At 46.8% G+C, this 16,804-nt stretch carries 17 protein-coding genes; 16 read left to right on the top strand and 1 reads right to left on the bottom strand.

Annotated features, from left to right (window positions below; translation table 11 throughout):
• Window positions 1-212 precede the first annotated feature (212 nt).
• The 13 genes from gspC (at window position 213) to HQQ92_RS01140 (ending at window position 11,937) form a co-directional block, all read left to right on the top strand.
• Entirely contained in the window at window positions 213-1,142 is a 930-nt protein-coding gene (gene gspC / locus HQQ92_RS01080; RefSeq protein ID WP_131525237.1) for a type II secretion system protein GspC, read from the top strand.
• 24 nt (window positions 1,143-1,166) lie between these two features.
• The gene (gene gspD, locus HQQ92_RS01085; RefSeq protein WP_173242583.1) at window positions 1,167-3,287 is read left to right on the top strand and encodes a type II secretion system secretin GspD; all 2,121 of its coding nucleotides are present in this window, start codon (window positions 1,167-1,169) and stop codon (window positions 3,285-3,287) included.
• Window positions 3,280-4,845: a type II secretion system ATPase GspE gene (gspE, locus tag HQQ92_RS01090; protein WP_105250994.1), complete on the top strand. Its 1,566-nt coding sequence runs from the start codon at window positions 3,280-3,282 to the stop codon at window positions 4,843-4,845. The genes gspD and gspE overlap by 8 nt, the downstream gene beginning before the upstream one ends.
• 3 nt (window positions 4,846-4,848) lie before the next feature.
• Entirely contained in the window at window positions 4,849-6,072 is a 1,224-nt protein-coding gene (gene gspF / locus HQQ92_RS01095) for a type II secretion system inner membrane protein GspF (RefSeq protein WP_105250995.1), read from the top strand.
• Window positions 6,073-6,134: 62 nt separating this feature from the next.
• The gene (gspG, locus tag HQQ92_RS01100) at window positions 6,135-6,569 is read left to right on the top strand and encodes a type II secretion system major pseudopilin GspG (protein WP_105250996.1); all 435 of its coding nucleotides are present in this window, start codon (window positions 6,135-6,137) and stop codon (window positions 6,567-6,569) included.
• 1 nt (window position 6,570) lies between these two features.
• Window positions 6,571-7,146 carry a type II secretion system minor pseudopilin GspH gene (gene gspH, locus HQQ92_RS01105; RefSeq protein ID WP_173248540.1) on the top strand — a complete coding sequence of 192 codons (576 nt, stop codon included), beginning with the start codon at window positions 6,571-6,573 and terminating at the stop codon, window positions 7,144-7,146.
• Entirely contained in the window at window positions 7,133-7,501 is a 369-nt protein-coding gene (gene gspI, locus HQQ92_RS01110; RefSeq protein ID WP_105250998.1) for a type II secretion system minor pseudopilin GspI, read from the top strand. The genes gspH and gspI overlap by 14 nt, the downstream gene beginning before the upstream one ends.
• Entirely contained in the window at window positions 7,482-8,270 is a 789-nt protein-coding gene (gspJ, locus tag HQQ92_RS01115) for a type II secretion system minor pseudopilin GspJ (RefSeq protein WP_173242585.1), read from the top strand. Before gspI ends, gspJ begins: the two co-directional genes overlap by 20 nt.
• On the top strand, window positions 8,267-9,265 hold the full coding sequence (gspK, locus tag HQQ92_RS01120; RefSeq protein WP_105251000.1) for a type II secretion system minor pseudopilin GspK: 999 nt from the start codon (window positions 8,267-8,269) through the stop codon (window positions 9,263-9,265). The genes gspJ and gspK overlap by 4 nt, the downstream gene beginning before the upstream one ends.
• A 45-nt stretch (window positions 9,266-9,310) precedes the next feature.
• Window positions 9,311-9,499, top strand: coding sequence for a hypothetical protein (locus HQQ92_RS01125; protein ID WP_173242455.1), 189 nt, complete (start codon window positions 9,311-9,313; stop codon window positions 9,497-9,499).
• Complete coding sequence (gene gspL, locus HQQ92_RS01130) at window positions 9,496-10,683, top strand: type II secretion system protein GspL (protein ID WP_173242587.1); 1,188 nt, start codon at window positions 9,496-9,498, stop codon at window positions 10,681-10,683. Before HQQ92_RS01125 ends, gspL begins: the two co-directional genes overlap by 4 nt.
• 1 nt (window position 10,684) lies before the next feature.
• Window positions 10,685-11,161, top strand: a complete 477-nt coding sequence (locus HQQ92_RS01135) for a type II secretion system protein M (protein ID WP_105251002.1) — start codon at window positions 10,685-10,687, stop codon at window positions 11,159-11,161.
• 14 nt (window positions 11,162-11,175) lie between these two features.
• The gene (locus HQQ92_RS01140) at window positions 11,176-11,937 is read left to right on the top strand and encodes a type II secretion system protein N (protein WP_173242589.1); all 762 of its coding nucleotides are present in this window, start codon (window positions 11,176-11,178) and stop codon (window positions 11,935-11,937) included.
• A gap of 142 nt (window positions 11,938-12,079) precedes the next feature.
• Here the strand turns inward: HQQ92_RS01140 and yrfG are convergent, their stop codons facing one another.
• Window positions 12,080-12,742, bottom strand: a complete 663-nt coding sequence (yrfG, locus tag HQQ92_RS01145; RefSeq protein WP_168826969.1) for a GMP/IMP nucleotidase — start codon at window positions 12,740-12,742, stop codon at window positions 12,080-12,082.
• Between the two features lie 160 nt (window positions 12,743-12,902).
• Here yrfG and HQQ92_RS01150 point away from each other — a divergent pair, with 160 nt between their 5' ends.
• Genes HQQ92_RS01150 through HQQ92_RS01160 form a run of 3 tightly spaced genes read left to right on the top strand, consistent with a single transcriptional unit; the run spans window position 12,903 to window position 16,652 of the window.
• Window positions 12,903-13,490, top strand: a complete 588-nt coding sequence (locus HQQ92_RS01150; RefSeq protein ID WP_173242591.1) for an aspartyl/asparaginyl beta-hydroxylase domain-containing protein — start codon at window positions 12,903-12,905, stop codon at window positions 13,488-13,490.
• On the top strand, window positions 13,468-15,513 hold the full coding sequence (locus HQQ92_RS01155) for a phytanoyl-CoA dioxygenase family protein (RefSeq protein ID WP_173242593.1): 2,046 nt from the start codon (window positions 13,468-13,470) through the stop codon (window positions 15,511-15,513). The genes HQQ92_RS01150 and HQQ92_RS01155 overlap by 23 nt, the downstream gene beginning before the upstream one ends.
• A complete protein-coding gene (locus HQQ92_RS01160) occupies window positions 15,513-16,652 on the top strand; it encodes a sulfotransferase family protein (RefSeq protein WP_173242595.1) in 1,140 nt (379 codons plus the stop codon). The genes HQQ92_RS01155 and HQQ92_RS01160 overlap by 1 nt, the downstream gene beginning before the upstream one ends.
• Window positions 16,653-16,804: the final 152 nt, after the last annotated feature.

The following is a 16,804-nucleotide window of genomic DNA, read 5'->3' on the forward strand; positions in this document are numbered from 1 at the left end:
AAGAAAATGCGTGAAGAGCATTTCTATTATGTTAAAGGGTGGCGTGCTTCACACCCTTTTATGGCGGGCAAAGTTAGCATAATTGGCCTATTTTCGCCAATTTGAATGCTGTTATGGGCTTGTTGCCAAATGCTGCCTAGGTTAGCATGAGACGGTAATCGCCTAATTATTATAATCAGAACAGAGACCTGTATCGAGGGTCCACATAAAATATGGATTTATTAGATAAAGTTATCGCAAAAGCCATTGGCATGCCCCATAAGCCCTTAAGCCGGATAGTCTTCTGGTTGGGTTTTATTGTGATCATGTTGTTAGCCGCGCAAATTACATGGAAATTAGTGCCTACTAGCTCATCACCCAGTGCTTGGTCGCCAACGCCCGTTAACCTGACGGGTAAAGGTGCTGGGCAGGTTGATCTTGCGGGTTTACAGCAGCTTGGTCTCTTTGGTAAGGCAGATGCTAAATCTGAAAAGCCAAAAACTGAGGTTGTTGAGACTGTGACCGACGCGCCTAAGACCACGCTCTCTATTCAGCTCACTGGCGTTGTTGCATCGACAGCGGATCAGAAAGGCTTAGCGATCATTGAGTCAAACGGCAGCCAAGAGACCTACAGCTTAGGCGATAAAATTAAGGGCACTTCGGCATCACTGAAAGAAGTCTATGCCGACCGTATTATCATCACTAACGCTGGCCGTTACGAGACATTAATGCTCGATGGCTTAGTTTATACTAGCCAAAGCCCAGCTAATCAGCAGTTACAACAAGCTAAGACTAATAAGACTGGCTCGGCAGTGAGCCGTGTCGATCAACGTAAAAATGCCGAAATCTCCCAAGAACTCGCCGAATCCCGCACCGAATTGTTAGCCGACCCCAGTAAGATCACCGATTATATTGCCATTTCACCTGTCAGACAGGGTGACGCTGTGGCGGGATATCGCTTGAATCCAGGGAAAGACGCCAATTTGTTTAAGCAGGCGGGTTTTAAAGCTAACGATTTAGCCAAATCGATTAATGGATACGACTTGACCGTAATGAGTCAAGCGTTAGAAATGATGAGCCAATTACCCGAGTTAACCGAAGTTTCTATTATGGTTGAGCGGGAAGGACAATTGGTTGAAATCATGTTTAGTTTGCCGCAATAACACGCGTTAGAGGAAAGAAAAAGAATGAATAACAAAAGGATTCGACGCAAGCTGATTGCTGGGGTTGTTGCGGGTGCAGCCATGTTCTCCTCCCAATTCGCTTGGTCTGAACAGTATGCGGCCAACTTTAAAGGCACGGATATTCAAGAGTTTATCAATATAGTTGGTAAAAACCTGAATAAGACCATCATAGTTGACCCGACAATTCGCGGCAAAATCAACGTTCGCAGTTATGATCTGTTGAACGATGAACAGTATTACCAGTTTTTCCTCAACGTCTTACAAGTTTACGGTTATGCCATCGTCGAGATGGAAAATAACGTTATTAAAGTCATTAAAGACAAAGATGCCAAAACCGCTGCAATTCGAGTCGCTAACGATAACGACCCTGGTCTTGGTGATGAAATGGTGACGCGTATCGTGGCCTTGTATAACACTGAGGCTAAGCAATTAGCGCCGTTATTGCGTCAACTTAATGATAATGCGGGTGGCGGCAACGTAGTGAACTACGACCCTTCCAATGTCTTGATGTTGTCTGGCCGTGCTGCTGTAGTGAACAAGTTAGTCGAAATTATCCGTCGAGTGGATAAGCAAGGCGATACCTCGGTGCAAGTCGTGCCGTTAGAATTTGCTTCTGCGGGTGAAATGGTACGAATTATCGATACCCTTTATCGTGCTACCGCTAACCAATCCCAATTGCCAGGACAAGCGCCAAAAGTGGTTGCTGACGAACGTATCAATGCCGTGGTCGTGAGCGGTGATGAGAAGAGCCGCCAACGTGTGGTTGAGCTTATCCATCGTCTCGATGCCGAACAAGCCAGTACAGGTAACACAAAAGTTCGTTATCTACGTTATGCCAAAGCTGAAGATTTAGTTGAAGTGCTGACTGGTTTTGCCCAAAAGTTGGAAGGCGAGAAAGATCCGAGCGCTCAGGCTGCGGGTGGTGGTAAACGCCGCAATGAAATCAATATCATGGCGCATACTGAAACCAACGCCTTAGTGATCAGTGCTGAACCCGATCAGATGCGTACTATCGAGAGCGTGATTAATCAACTCGACATCCGCCGTGCTCAAGTGTTAGTTGAAGCGATTATCGTGGAAGTGGCAGAGGGCGATAACGTTGGCTTCGGGGTGCAATGGGCATCGCAATCGGGTGGTGGTACTCAGTTTAATAACTTAGGCCCAACCATAGGTGAGATTGGCGCGGGGATTTGGCAGGCGCAGGATGTGAAAGCTTCCCAAACTTGTACAGGTTCGGGTGATAATCAGACCTGTACAGATAACCCTGACACTAAAGGCGATGTTACTTTACTCGCCCAAGCCTTAGGAAAAGTGAATGGGATGGCTTGGGGCGTGGCCATGGGCGACTTTGGTGCCTTAATTCAAGCCGTGTCGAGTGACACTAACTCAAACGTACTGGCAACGCCTTCTATTACGACCTTAGATAACCAAGAAGCCTCGTTTATTGTGGGTGACGAAGTGCCTATTCTGACAGGTTCTACCGCCAGCTCGAGCAACAGCAACCCATTCCAAACCGTTGAGCGTAAAGAGGTTGGGGTTAAACTGAAAGTGGTGCCACAGATCAACGAAGGCAGCTCAGTTAAGCTGACGATTGAACAGGAAGTTTCTGGGGTTAACGGTAACACAGGCGTGGATATTTCCTTCGCGACTCGTCGCTTAACCACTACCGTTATGGCGGATTCTGGTCAAATTGTGGTACTCGGTGGTTTGATCAACGAAGAAGTACAAGAAAGTATACAAAAAGTACCGTTCTTGGGTGATATCCCCATTCTAGGACATTTGTTTAAATCTTCTTCGAGCAAAAAAACGAAGAAAAACCTCATGATCTTCATCAAGCCAACGATTATACGTGATGGCATCACGATGGAAGGGATTGCTGGGCGTAAATATAATTATTTCAGAGCATTACAGCTTGAGCAGCAAGAGCGTGGCGTGAACTTAATGCCAAATACTCAAGTGCCAGTGTTGGAAGAATGGAATCAGTCTGAGTATTTACCACCTGAAGTTAACGAGATTTTAGAGCGTTATAAAGAAGGTAAAGGCTTAGATACCCAGATGCGTAAAACGGATCCAACGCTCAAAACGCTCGATGAAAACAAAAACAAAGATAAAACCAATGAGTGAAATTCAACTATCCCAAGTCGATGACCTCAGCCAAGTCTCCAATGAGCTAGGCCTTGAAGCTGAAGGTGATGAGGTATTTCGTTCGAGCAGTAAAGAGCGTTTGCCTTTTGCCTTCGCACACCGCCACGATGTGGTGCTCGCGCTGGGTGAAACGGGCGAGTTAAGCTTGTTTTATACGAGTAAAACACCGTTAACGGCTATGCTCGAAGCGCGGCGTTATTCGGGTGTTGATTTGCCTTTGGTTAAGCTCGAAGTGGCGAAGTTTGAGGCCAAACTCACTCAAGCATATCAGGCGAACTCGTCTGAAGCACAGCAGTTGATGGAAGACATCGGCAACGAGATGGATTTATTCACCCTTGCCGAAGAGCTGCCGCAGACCGAAGACTTGCTCGAAGGTGATGATGATGCGCCTATCATCAAACTGATTAATGCCTTGTTATCTGAAGCGATTAAAGAAGAAGCGTCGGATATCCATATCGAAACCTACGAGAAACAGCTTGTGGTGCGTTTCCGTATCGATGGTGTACTTAAGGAAGTCCTCAAGCCAAACCGTAAACTGTCGTCGCTGTTAGTGTCGCGGATTAAGGTTATGGCTCGCCTCGATATCGCCGAAAAACGTGTGCCGCAGGATGGCCGTATTTCGCTACGTATCGCAGGTCGTGCGGTGGATGTGCGGGTATCGACCATGCCATCGAGCCACGGTGAACGTGTTGTACTGCGTCTGCTGGATAAAAATACTGGCAACCTCGATTTAGAACAATTGGGGATGACAGACAGTATTCGCGTTAAGTTTGAAGATCTTATTCGTCGTCCTCACGGGATCATTTTGGTGACTGGCCCAACGGGCTCGGGTAAAAGTACCACTTTGTATGCGGGTCTGACGGAGATCAACTCCAAAGACACCAACATACTCACAGTAGAAGACCCTATCGAATACGAGTTAGACGGTATTGGTCAGACCCAAGTTAACACTAAGGCCGACATGACCTTCGCCCGTGGTCTGCGCGCTATTTTGCGTCAAGACCCCGATGTAGTAATGATAGGCGAGATCCGTGACCTCGAAACCGCGCAAATTGCGGTGCAAGCGTCACTCACTGGCCACATGGTGATTTCAACCCTACATACCAACACAGCCTCTGGCGCGATTACACGTTTGCAAGACATGGGCGTAGAGCCTTTCCTCGTGTCTTCAAGTTTACTCGGTGTGTTGGCTCAACGTTTGATCCGAACCCTTTGTCCTAAATGTAAAATCGAGCATGTGCCCGATGCGCGTGAGCGTGAGTTGCTGGGCATAGCCGCCGATGACGACAGACGTATTTTCCGTGCCAATGGCTGTAAATCCTGTGGTAACAATGGCTACCGTGGTCGAACCGGTATTCATGAGCTATTACTGGTTGACGATAATGTGCGTGAATTGATCCATGGCGGCCGCGGAGAGTTAGCCATCGAAAAGTATATTCGTCAGTTTGTACCGAGCATTCGTCACGATGGCATGAGCAAAGTGCTCGCGGGCATCACCACTCTCGAAGAAGTGCTACGTGTGACTCGCGAGGAGTAATTTATGCCAGCATTTGAATATAAGGCACTGGATGCCAAGGGAAAGCAGCTTAAGGGCGTGATTGAGGCGGATACCGCCAGACACGCCCGCAGCCAACTGCGCGATCAGCGCATGATGCCCTTGGAAATACTGCCTGTTACTGAAAAAGAAGCCAAAGCTAAGAGCAGCAGTTTTTCGTTTTTCAAACGTGGCATTTCAGTTGCTGAATTAGCTTTGATCACCCGCCAAATTGCGACCTTAGTGGCCGCGGGTTTACCGATTGAAGAATCCCTTAAAGCCGTTGGTCAGCAGTGCGAGAAAGATCGTCTCGCGAGCATGATTATGGCGGTACGTTCTCGGGTGGTAGAAGGTTATAGTCTGGCCGATTCCTTGGCTGAATTTCCGCATATTTTCGATGATTTATACCGTGCCATGGTGGCCTCGGGTGAAAAATCCGGTCACTTAGAAGTGGTGCTTAATCGTCTGGCGGATTATACCGAGCGACGCCAACAGCTTAAATCTAAGCTGACCCAAGCCATGATTTATCCCGCGGTTTTGACCACAGTGGCGATAGGGGTGATTTCAATCCTGCTAGCTGCGGTTGTGCCTAAAGTGGTCGGACAGTTTGAGCACATGGGCGCTGAGCTTCCCGCCTCGACCCGATTTTTGATCTCGGCCTCTGACTTTGTGCAAAACTATGGTGTGTTTGTGGTCATCGCCTTAGTGCTGCTGTTCGCACTCTTTCGGCGCATGTTAAAGTCACCTGCGTTTCGGATGAAGTACGATAATTTTTTATTGAGCATGCCGGTTGTTGGCCGCGTGAGTAAGGGATTAAATACGGCGCGTTTTGCGCGGACGTTAAGTATCTTATCTGCCAGTTCAGTGCCTTTGCTCGATGGTATGCGTATCGCGAGTGAAGTGTTGCAGAACATGCGAGTGCGGGCCGCAGTTGACGATGCGACCGCACGCGTGCGGGAAGGAACTAGCTTAGGTGCAGCGTTGACTAATACTAAGTTGTTTCCGGCTATGATGTTATACATGATTGCGTCGGGCGAGAAGAGTGGTCAACTTGAGCAGATGTTAGAGCGGGCCGCCGATAACCAAGACAGGGAATTCGAAGGTAACGTCAACATAGCATTGGGTGTATTCGAACCTATGCTAGTGGTCAGTATGGCGTGTGTTGTGCTCTTTATCGTGATGGCAATTTTGCAGCCAATTTTAGCCTTGAATAACTTGATTAGCGGTTAATTTTTGAATTTATGGATTATGACCAAGTCGATTGGCATAGGATTTTTTAGGAGAAGTAGTCGATGCAAATGAACAAGAAACATCAAGGTTTTACCTTACTCGAAGTGATGGTTGTTATCGTTATTTTAGGGATTTTAGCCTCTATGGTTGTGCCTAACTTGATGGGTAACAAAGACAAGGCTGACCAACAAAAAGCCGTGTCTGACATAGTTGCACTCGAAAATGCCTTAGATATGTATAAGTTAGATAACGGTGTTTATCCATCGACCGAACAAGGCTTAGAAGCATTAGTGCAAAAGCCTACGATTTCGCCTGAGCCACGTAACTACCGTGAAGATGGTTATGTAAAACGTTTGCCAGAAGATCCATGGCGCAATAACTACCTGTTGTTAAGCCCTGGCGAAAACGGCAAGTTAGATATTTTCAGTGCAGGCCCCGATGGTCAACCAGGTACCGAAGATGACATCGGTAACTGGAATTTACAGAATTTCCAATAAGATGCTAAAGCTGCGTCACGCTGGTTTCACCTTAATGGAGGTGATGCTAGTGATTTTGTTGATGGGGCTCACGGCTGCGGCTGTGACTATGTCTATCGGCAATTCTGGGCCGCAACAGGCCTTAGATAGAACGGCGCGGCAGTTTATTGCGGCCACTGAAATGGTGCTTGATGAAACCGTTTTAAGTGGCCAGTTTATTGGTATTGTGATTGAGAAAACCAGTTATCAGTTTGTTTTTTATAAAGAAGGTAAGTGGGAGCCTTTGGATAAAGACAGACTCTTATCTGAAAAGCAAATGGAGCCAGGGGTTGTACTGAACTTAGTGCTCGATGGTTTACCTTTGGTACAAGAGGATGAGAAAGACGATTCTTGGTTCGAAGAACCGCTGATTGAACCCTCTGCCGATGATAAGAAGAAACACCCTGAGCCACAGGTCATGCTATTCCCGAGCGGTGAAATGAGCGCTTTTGAGATGACGTTTATCGCTAAAACTAACAAAGGCCAGCAGGCCGAAACGTTAGTGGTCGGTGATGCGCTGGGCAGATTAACCATAGGGCGCCCCGATGAAACGCGTTAAGGGCATGACCCTACTCGAAGTGATTGTTGCCCTTGCCGTATTTTCGATTGCGGCTGTGTCTATCACTAAAAGTTTGGGCGAGCAGATGGCAAACATGCCGATTCTGGAATCGCGCACTTTGGCACAATGGGTGGCTGATAATCAGATGGTCGATGCCAGACTTGATCCACAGTTTCCTGAAATCGGTAAAAAAGAAGGTCAAGTTGAGCTCGCAGGAAAAGATTGGTATTGGCGTAAAGAAGTGGTGAAAACGACGGACGATAATTTTCGTATGATCCGCATAAGTGTGAGTGAAGACGAACGCTATCAGCGTATTGCCGCACAAGTGAGCAGTTATGTCCTTAAAACTAACTAGTGCGCAGCGGGGATTCACCCTGCTGGAAATGCTGATCGCCATTGCGATTTTTGCCATGATAGGTTTGGCTTCTAATGCGGTACTTAGCACAGTGCTGACTAACGATGAAGTGACGCGCGCGTTTTCAACTCGGCTTAAAGCTCTACAACAAGGCTTTGGTGCGATTGAGCGTGATCTCGCGCAAATGGTGGCGCGCACGCCAAGATTACTCGAAGGTGGTCGAGGTTCGACCGTCTTCCAAACGGGCAATGATATCTTAGATTCGGAATCAGAAGCCTTAGTGTTTTACCGTTTAGGCTGGTTAAATCCCGACGGTTTATTACCGCGAGGCAGCTTACAGTCTGTGGCGTATGTGGTGCATGAAGGGCGGCTGGAACGTTGGTATTTTCCTTATCCTGAGCCTGAGTTTGGCGCCGAGCCGATTAAGACAGTGATTATCGACAAAGTGCTGTCGGTGGAATATTCCTTCTTCATGGAAGACAAGTGGGAGCGCAAAGTCGAGGCGACTAAGTTGCCTAAAGCGATCGCCATGGAGATTGAGATTGAAGGTTTAGGCAAGATCCAACGTAAGTTCTTGTTGCCGCTGGGTGCTGTTGCACCAGAAAAGTCTAAGGATGACGATAATAAAGACGAAAATCCTGACGATACGAACAAAGATAAAGATAAAGACAAAGATGGTGATGGAGTCGATGATGGCTCGGGGAACGATCCTGGTGACGGTTCTGGTGATCCAGGTGATGGCGACCCTGAAGATGAGGGCCGCGAATGAGAACCCAATCTCGGTCTAAACAGCGTGGTGTCGCACTGATAGTTGTGCTCTTGATTGTGGCCATGGTGGTGATCATCGCGACAAATATCACTGGCCGTAATCAGTTATCCATGCGTCGAACGTTGAACTTGGCCCAGTACGATCAAGCCTATTGGTACGCGATTTCTGCCGAAGAACTGGCGAAGAAAATTTTAAAACAAGATTTAGACGACTCGGAAGGTCGGGTCCACAGGCAACAATATTGGGCCATGGCCGATGTTGTGTTTCCGGCTGAATACGGTGAAATTGCTGGTAAGATCACTGATATGCGCGCCTGTTTTAACTTAAATGCCTTGTCTGTGACTACGAAAGAGGTGGAAAACAGTCAACCTAAGCTGCCGCTGGCGGCGAAGCAATATAAGGCCTTGTTGGTGAGTTTAGGGATGGACGACTTTAGTGCGGACCGTCTGACCCAGACCTTAAAAGATTATATCGACGAAGACACCACTGCTAGCCCTTATGGTGCCGAAGATGCGGAATATGAAGCGCGAAATGTGCCTTACCGTGCAGCCAATACGCTGATGAATCATCGCAGTGAATTACGGGCAGTGATGGGATACACCCAAGATATCTATTTGAAACTCTTGCCCTATGTGTGCGTTATCCCAGGTAATGACAGACAATTACTGAATGTGAATACCTTGGAAGTAGAGCAAGCGGCACTGTTAGCTGGCATGCTCGAAAATCAGATTTCGGTAGGCGAAGCAGAAAGTATCATCAACCAACGCCCCGGTGATGGCTTTGCCAAGATAGATGATTTTTATGAAAGCTCATCCATGGGATCGATCAAGTGGGAAGGTGCCATGAAGTCGAGCTTTGTCATCGATAGCCAATATTTTTTATTGGCCTCGGGGGCGAAGGTTGATAACGCCGTATTTAGAATGGAAAGTGTGCTCAAAAAGAGCGGCGGCAATAAAATGGAAGTGCTCACCCGTCAGTTTGGTGGCCAAAAATAATGGCAGTGCTCACCCGGCAGGGTTTGATGTTGGTGGACAAAAATAATGGCAGTGCTCACCCGTCAGGGTTTGATGTTGGTGGGCAAAAATAATGGCAGTGCTCACCCGTCAGGGTTTGATGTTGGTGGCCAAAAAATAATGGAAGTGCTCACCCGGCAGAATCTGGTGGACAAAAATAATAGCAACGAGCTCAGTCACGCTTTCTTGACTGGGACTGGTGGAGAAAAACTGTGAGTGAACGGCTATTTATTCGCTTAGGCAGAACAGCAGAGCAAGCGTGCTCTTGGCTCGTTTGGTCGGAGCAAGAACAGGAAATTATCGCCTCTGGCGAGCTCGCCAATGCCCAAGGTTTGTCGACCTTAACCGAGCGTGCGGGCAATCGTCCCGTCGATGTGTTAGTGCCCGCCGCGGCAATGACACTCACTAGTGTGCATTTGCCCGAAAAAGGCCAACGCCAAGCCTTGAAAGCCTTGCCTTTTATGCTCGAAGAAGCCTTAGCCGATGATGTCGATGCCATGCATTTTACTGTTGGTCCACGTGATGGTGATGCCTTAAGTGTGGTCGCAGTGGCCCATGAGCAAATGCAGACTTGGCTGAGTTGTTTGACCGAAGCGGGTTTAAAAGTGAAGCGCATTGTGCCTGATTGTTTAGCCTTGCCATTGCAAGAGTGCCAATGGGCGGCAATGAATTTTGGCAATGAGCTATTGCTGCGTACCGGATTAGCTTCGGGCCAGAGCTTACCTCTGCCTTGGTTGCCAATTGCGTTAGAACAACTTAAGCCAGTGCAAGGTGAGGTCTCAGTTGCCAGTTATACCGAGATGCAACTCGAGGGGGTCGAGCTTAAGCCGCAGTCACTCGAGCTACCTATGTTAGTGTTAGCCCGCGGTATTTTGCATGCACCAGTGAATTTACTGAGCGGCGTTTACACGCCGAAGCGTGAATACAGCAAACAGTTGATGATGTGGAAAAGTGCGGCCATCGTTATTGCCATCGCTTGTGTGCTGGCCTTAGTGAATAAAGGGCTGACTATACATCAAGTCAATGGTCAAATTGCCGATCTTAAAGCCCAGAGTGAATCCATTTATCAGCAAGTGATCCCGGGAAATTCGCGCATTGTTAACCTACGTTCGCAGATGGAAAGTCAGTTACGTGCATTGCAGGGACAGGGCAGTGGTGCCGAGTTTTTTGCCATGCTCGATGGTTTACAGGATGCCTTTAAGCAAGTGCCTGAACTTAAACCTAATAGCTTAAGATTCGAAAGCGCGCGTAACGAGATCCGCATGCAAGTGAGTGCGAAAAATTACGCGCAGATCGAGAAGTTTAAAGAGATTGTCGGTCGTCGTTTTCAACTCGACGGAGGCACTATGAATAGCGGTGAAGAGCAAGTCACCAGTACCTTAACCTTGAGGAGCAAATAAGATGGATAATTTGCGGACTTGGTGGCAAGGGCTCGCATCGCGCGAGCAGCAGTTAGTAGGCTTTTGCTCGGTATTTTTAGTCATTGGTATTTTTTATTGGGGTGTTTGGACGCCGATTGCCAATGCTGAAGCCGATGCATTACGTAACCTCAATGCACAGCAACAGACGTTGAACTATGTAAAACAAACGGCGAATAAAATAGCGAGTCTTAAGCAGAACGGTGCTAAGCCAACTACGTCGGGCAGTTTAAGCTCAGTGGTTAACCAAACTGCGGGCAATTATGGGTTAGTGATTACTCGCATGCAGCCCCAAGGCGATAAGATCCAAGTGTGGATGGACGATGTTCCTTTTGATGCCTTGTTAGGTTATTTGAGTGAGTTAGTACAGAAGAAAGGACTTTCACTCGAAAGTGTTGATTTGGCTGAGGCTGATGTACCTGGCTATGTCAAAGTGAGACGTATCCAATTAGCGCAATAAATTAAGGTGTAGCTGTGAGTTTGATAAAAAAAGTCATCATAGGCGTACTGATTTATTTAATATTTTTAGTCGTTCTATTCCCCGCTAAGATTGCGATAGCGTTAGCCCCATTGCCCGCGAATATCAGTGTTTCGGGTGTGAGTGGCAGTATTTGGTCTGGCAGCATAGAAACCTTAAGTATGCCGCAGCGTCAGGTAGAGCAAGTGCGTTGGGATCTGAGTCCTTGGGCGCTATTTTTAGGTAAAGTGAAAGTTGATTTTCAAGTGGGCAGCCGCGCAACACCTGTCAGTGCTAAGGGATTAATTTCTTGGTCTATGGGAGGCTTAAGTGCGCAGGGGCTACGTTTCGAAGCGCCGGATAGCTTTTTACTCGGCAATGCAAAACTGCCTTTTAAAACCGAAATATCCGGTGAAGTTAGCCTATTAGTCGAGACGCTAGAGCAAGGTAAGCCTTGGTGTGAACAGTTGTCTGGTAAGCTGTTTTTGAATCAAACCAATGTTAAGAATCAGTTTGGTAACTATCCTCTAGGTAATATTGAACTCGGACTGAGTTGTGTCGAAGGCAAAGCGCAATTGGTCACAGATGAAACCAAGAACCAGCTTGGTATTGTTGGTACCTTACAGTTAGATGAAGGCAATATGGTGAAAGTTGAGGCTAAGATTAAAGAAACGGCAGAGCAACCAGAAGATATGCGTGAGTCGCTGAATATTTTAGGTAAGCGTGGTGCGGATGGTTATTTCCCTGTGGTATATCAGGGGCGGATCCCTGGGTTATAGGCTGTTTTAGATGAGCACTTAAACTTAATGTGAGTGCTCAGATGTGAAGGCCGTAATGCGAGAGTTGCGATTAAATATCCGATCATAAAACAACGCTATGAATAGAAACGAAGGCACCTAAGGTGCCTTTTTTATAGCCTTTTTATCGCGTTAGATCAGTCAGTAGTGAGTGATAGTCGGTAATCGCGGGGAAATCTTGAAAGACTTTGATTGGTTTTTTACTGTCTGGGTTAGCAATCCCTAATTGATGACCCACACCGGCAAGTTTTGCGGCCTTGAGTATGGGTTCGCTATCGTCGATAAAGAGACAGCGACTTGGTTCAAGGTTGAATTGCTTAAACAAGGTCAGCCAAAATTGTGGGTGTTCCTTAGGGTAACCTGTCTCGTGGCTAGAAATCATGTCATCGAGCCCTGCTGCCAGCTCGGTATGTTCAAGCTTTAGGGCAAGACTCTTGGGATGCGCATTAGTCACTAAGATGCGCCGTTTACCTGCAGAGGCCAAGGCCGCTAAAAATGGCATGCTGTCTTGGCGCAGTTGAATACGATCCACTAAAGTGCGGTGCAAGCCCATAATGTCGAGCTGCAGTTGCTCCTGCCAATAATCGAGACAGTACCAATCGAGCGTGCCTACGACTTTCTCATAGGCGTTCACAACTAATTGCTGCGCTTCGTTGTGGCTCAAACCTTGTTGTCGACTCAATTCCTGCGGTACTAAATTCAGCCAAAAATGATTGTCGAAGTGCAAATCCAATAGGGTGCCATCCATATCGAGCAGAACCGTATCGATAGTCTTCCAGTTAAACATGGGTATTTCCTATTTTTGCAAAACTGAATCACGCTTAGCATTGATTGTTGCACTGCGTAATACTCAGTGATGACGATGATTCGAGTCACTTGTATGCTTAAATCTTTGTGCTAGTCTTGGATGATTAATTATTTTTAGTCTGAAAATTAAGCGGTTGGATATGGATATCTGTTCTTTTGCCCTATTAGCTCAAGTTTCAAACCCCCTTAGTTTACAGCAAGAGTTGAATGCTTTGCTGCAACAAGACTGGTTACCCCATGTAAATCAGCGTGATTATATGGGGGGTTGGGATGTTCTCGTCTTACGCTGTGCAGCAGAGTATCGCGGTGCTCATCCTATCTTGCAAGCCTTCTCAATTTCTACCGGTCAGCACTGGCAAGATTTGCCTCAACTCGAATCGAGCCCTGCGTTATGCCATTTTCTACAATCTTTAGCCTGCCCAGTGAAATCCGTGCGTTTGATGCGCTTACATGCGGGGGCAGAAATCAAACCCCATAGAGATCAAGGACTCTGCCTAGAACAAGGCGAGGCAAGACTGCATTTGCCACTGCAAACGAATGAGCAACTCAACTTTTACGTGGACGATAAACGTGTACCCATGCAGGCCGGAGAGCTTTGGTATATCAATGCCGACCAAGTCCATTGGGTTGAAAATAAAGGGCAGGATGCGCGGATCAATTTAGTGATTGATTGCGAGGTCAATACTTGGTTAAGGGAGTTAATCGATGCTGCAAAGATCAGAGCTTGAATTAGGGCATAGTTTGGATGTAGCTGTATTAACTCAGTTTGCTAATTCGCTACTGCTGTCGACCTCAGCAGGGGAGTCTAAACGGCTCATTGATCCCATGCTGAAGCAGTTATGCCAAATAGCGGCAGTGGAGTTACACCCCGAGTCTTTTTTGGATACTGAGGCGAGCCATACGCCTTTTGGTAAGGCGGTGTCACTCACTACCGCGGCGCAGTGTGCCGAAGATCCCGAACGGGGTCGAGTCTTTACACAAGGGATTTATCAAGCAATACAAGATCGTCTAAAGGCTCATCCCGGGCAGATTGTGAACATCTTATATGCGGGGACTGGGCCTTTTGCTTGGTTATTATTACCTCTGCTGCCGTTATTTTCTGCGAGCCAAATTCAAGTGACCTTGCTCGACATTCATCAAGCCTCGTTAGATAAAGTCACCAAACTTATTGAACACTTTGATTTAGCTGATCGTGTGGTGGAGAGTGTCTGTGCGGATGCCACGCTTTGGCAGCCAAATACAGTCGTAAAGTTTGATGTGATTCTTTCCGAAACCATGAAGCACTTGTTGCAACAGGAGCCGCAAGTGCAAATTTTTACCCATTTACAGGCGTATCTTGCAGATGATGGTGTGCTCATCCCGCAAAATATTGAGTTAGACGCTTGGCTTGAGTGTCGTACTGTGCAGGATTTTGTGGAGACGCATTATTTAGGGCCTTTGTTTGCACTCAACCTGCAAACTGCGCGCTTACTTGCCAGTGGAGACCGTAGCTTCTTGGCTGGTACTTTACTGCTCCCCGATTTCAGCCCGAGTGCGGTAACGCTTAAGTTCACGACTTCCATTCAAGTTTATGGTAATTCCACGCTGAACGAATACCAATCTCAACTCACTCAGCCTCGATATCGACGTGAACATTGGCTTAAGCCGCTCTCATGCCTTGCTTTTCGATATGAGCAGGGTACTCATCCCGATTTTGTGTTTGATGTTATAGAGCAAAAACCAGTGCTTGTGTCGAGTGACGATCTGAGCTGCTTAGGCATTTATCATTTGCAGCGGCTTTGGCAAAAGATACAGCTACGCAAACGGGGAGTGCCATTCACTGAACTGGCTAATGAATGGCACTTAGATAAAACCTTGCTGGATCTTTGTGGAATAGGGCTAGAGCCGGGTCTAAGAGCTTTATATCAAAACGATCATCAGTCAGCTTTTGTCGCTTACATTCAGCAAATAGCCAAGCTAACAGCCGCGGATATTGCTGGGATTAATCAGCAATTAGGCGCTATTTCCCATGGATTAACGGCATCGGTCACTGTACCAGAAGTCGAAGACTTCAATTCAGCGGAGGTTGAAGACTCAAATCCGGCTGCGGTACTCAGTGAGTCACAACTCAATTTTTGGCAAAGTGAAGGCTACTTAGTGATCCCGCAAGTACTCACGGCAGAGCAATGCGCCGCAACACGAGATTTTATTTGGCAGCAGTTAGGAGCCAATGAACAAGATCCCACCACTTGGTATCAACCTCATGAGTTTATGCAGAAAATCATGTTGCAACTGTTTCGCCATCCGCAACTGGACGCGAATCGACAAGTCCCCAAAATTCGTCATGTGTTTGAACAATTGTGGCAGCGAACAGATTTAGTTATGACAACCGATAGAGTCAGCTTTAATCCACCTGAAACGCCAACTTGGCATTTCCCCGGTCCTGATATGCACTGGGATATGCCGTTACAGCTACCCGTTAAGTTTGCGACGCAAGGGTTAATTTATTTAACCGACACTGGCGAGGAACAAGGCGCATTCTGTTGTGTCCCCGGATTTCATCTCAAGATAGAGGAGTGGCTTCTTGAACAGAACAAGCCTGATATTGAGCTTCAGCAACAGGATTGGCATCGCTGGCAAGTAAAACCTATAGCGGCTAAAGCGGGCGATTTAATCATTTGGCACCATGCCTTGCCCCACGGCGCCAGTCCTAATCGTGCGACGTTACCGCGTATGGTGCAATACATTAACTTTTACCCTATGGCTTCCTAATGGTTGATTTTAAAGAACAACAGCAACGCTATTGGTTGTTAGTTCATAATCCAGCCGCCCTGAGGGAGCTTGGCAAGGTTATGACTCTCACCAACTTTTGCCAATATTTGCGGCTTTTTTGGCACTTACCAGACTGTGGCGATGATACGTTACTGGCCATCTTGCATACTGGTAATCGACAAAGGATAGAGCCGGATTATTCACTCTTCTGCCAGTTTTGGGCGCCAGCAGACTATGACCCTAAACGCAGAGTATTAGAGTGGATGTCCGCCGCAGAAAAACCGATTCATCCTTTCTACTCGGAGCATATTTCTGCCGTGCGGGGTCAGTTATTGTCCGCCTTGATTAAACCCCAAACTGCTCTGTTACCTGCGCCAAATCTTTCTGGGCTAGTAGAACAAGTGCAGCCTGCCGGATTTATATTTCACCTCTCTCGCTGTGGATCTACCTTAGTGTCGCGCAGTTTTGCGGGGTTATCTAAATGCAGGGCGTTATCTGAATCGCCTTTGCTGACTCAAGTGCTATTGGATAGGAACCTATCAGACACTGAAAGACGCGCAGCTTTAATATTTTGCATTAATACCCAAGGTCAGTTGTTTCATCCTGAACAGCATTTGTTGATTAAATGGAATGCGTGGGATTTGCAGTTTTGGCCATTGATCCTATCACTTTATCCTCAAGTTCCCGTGTTATTGCTACTTAGGGACCCCGTCGAGATCTTAGCCTCACAGCAAAAGTCTGCTGGATATCATATGGTGCGACAACCGTCTCGACCTTTATTCCTTGAATTATCAGTACCAGAGGAGGGGGAGTCGATACTGGATTATCAATGTAAGGTATTGCGCTTGTTATTGGGTTATGGGTTAGAGATGAGTCAGCGTAACCAAGTGATGGTCGTGGGTTATCAGGAGTTGTTACCCGCGATAGCGAATAAAATCGCAAATTGGTTTTCGTTGGCTCTCTCTAAAGAAGAGTGCAGCCAAGTTGAACAATGTCAGTTAATACATGCTAAAACAGCCACGCAGCCCTTTGTAGCAGATTCACAATCTAAACAAAGTTTTTTTTCGGCTAAGCAAAAAGAACAGATCCACCGTTATTGTAACTGGTCTAATCTTCACCTTTTTGAAACTAAAAGTTAACATGAATCTTGTATTTTTGTGTGATGTGAACTAGCTTTAGCCAACTATCTATATTAAAAAATATCAGCAAGTTAACGTTTTTATTCTAGGGATGGAAAATGCAATCATGTCATTTCAAGCCGTTAGCCGTTTTATTCTGCGAACGCATTCCC

It is taken from the genome of Shewanella sp. DC2-4, from assembly GCF_013248875.1.
GTDB classification, from domain to species: Bacteria; Pseudomonadota; Gammaproteobacteria; order Enterobacterales; family Shewanellaceae; genus Shewanella; species Shewanella oncorhynchi.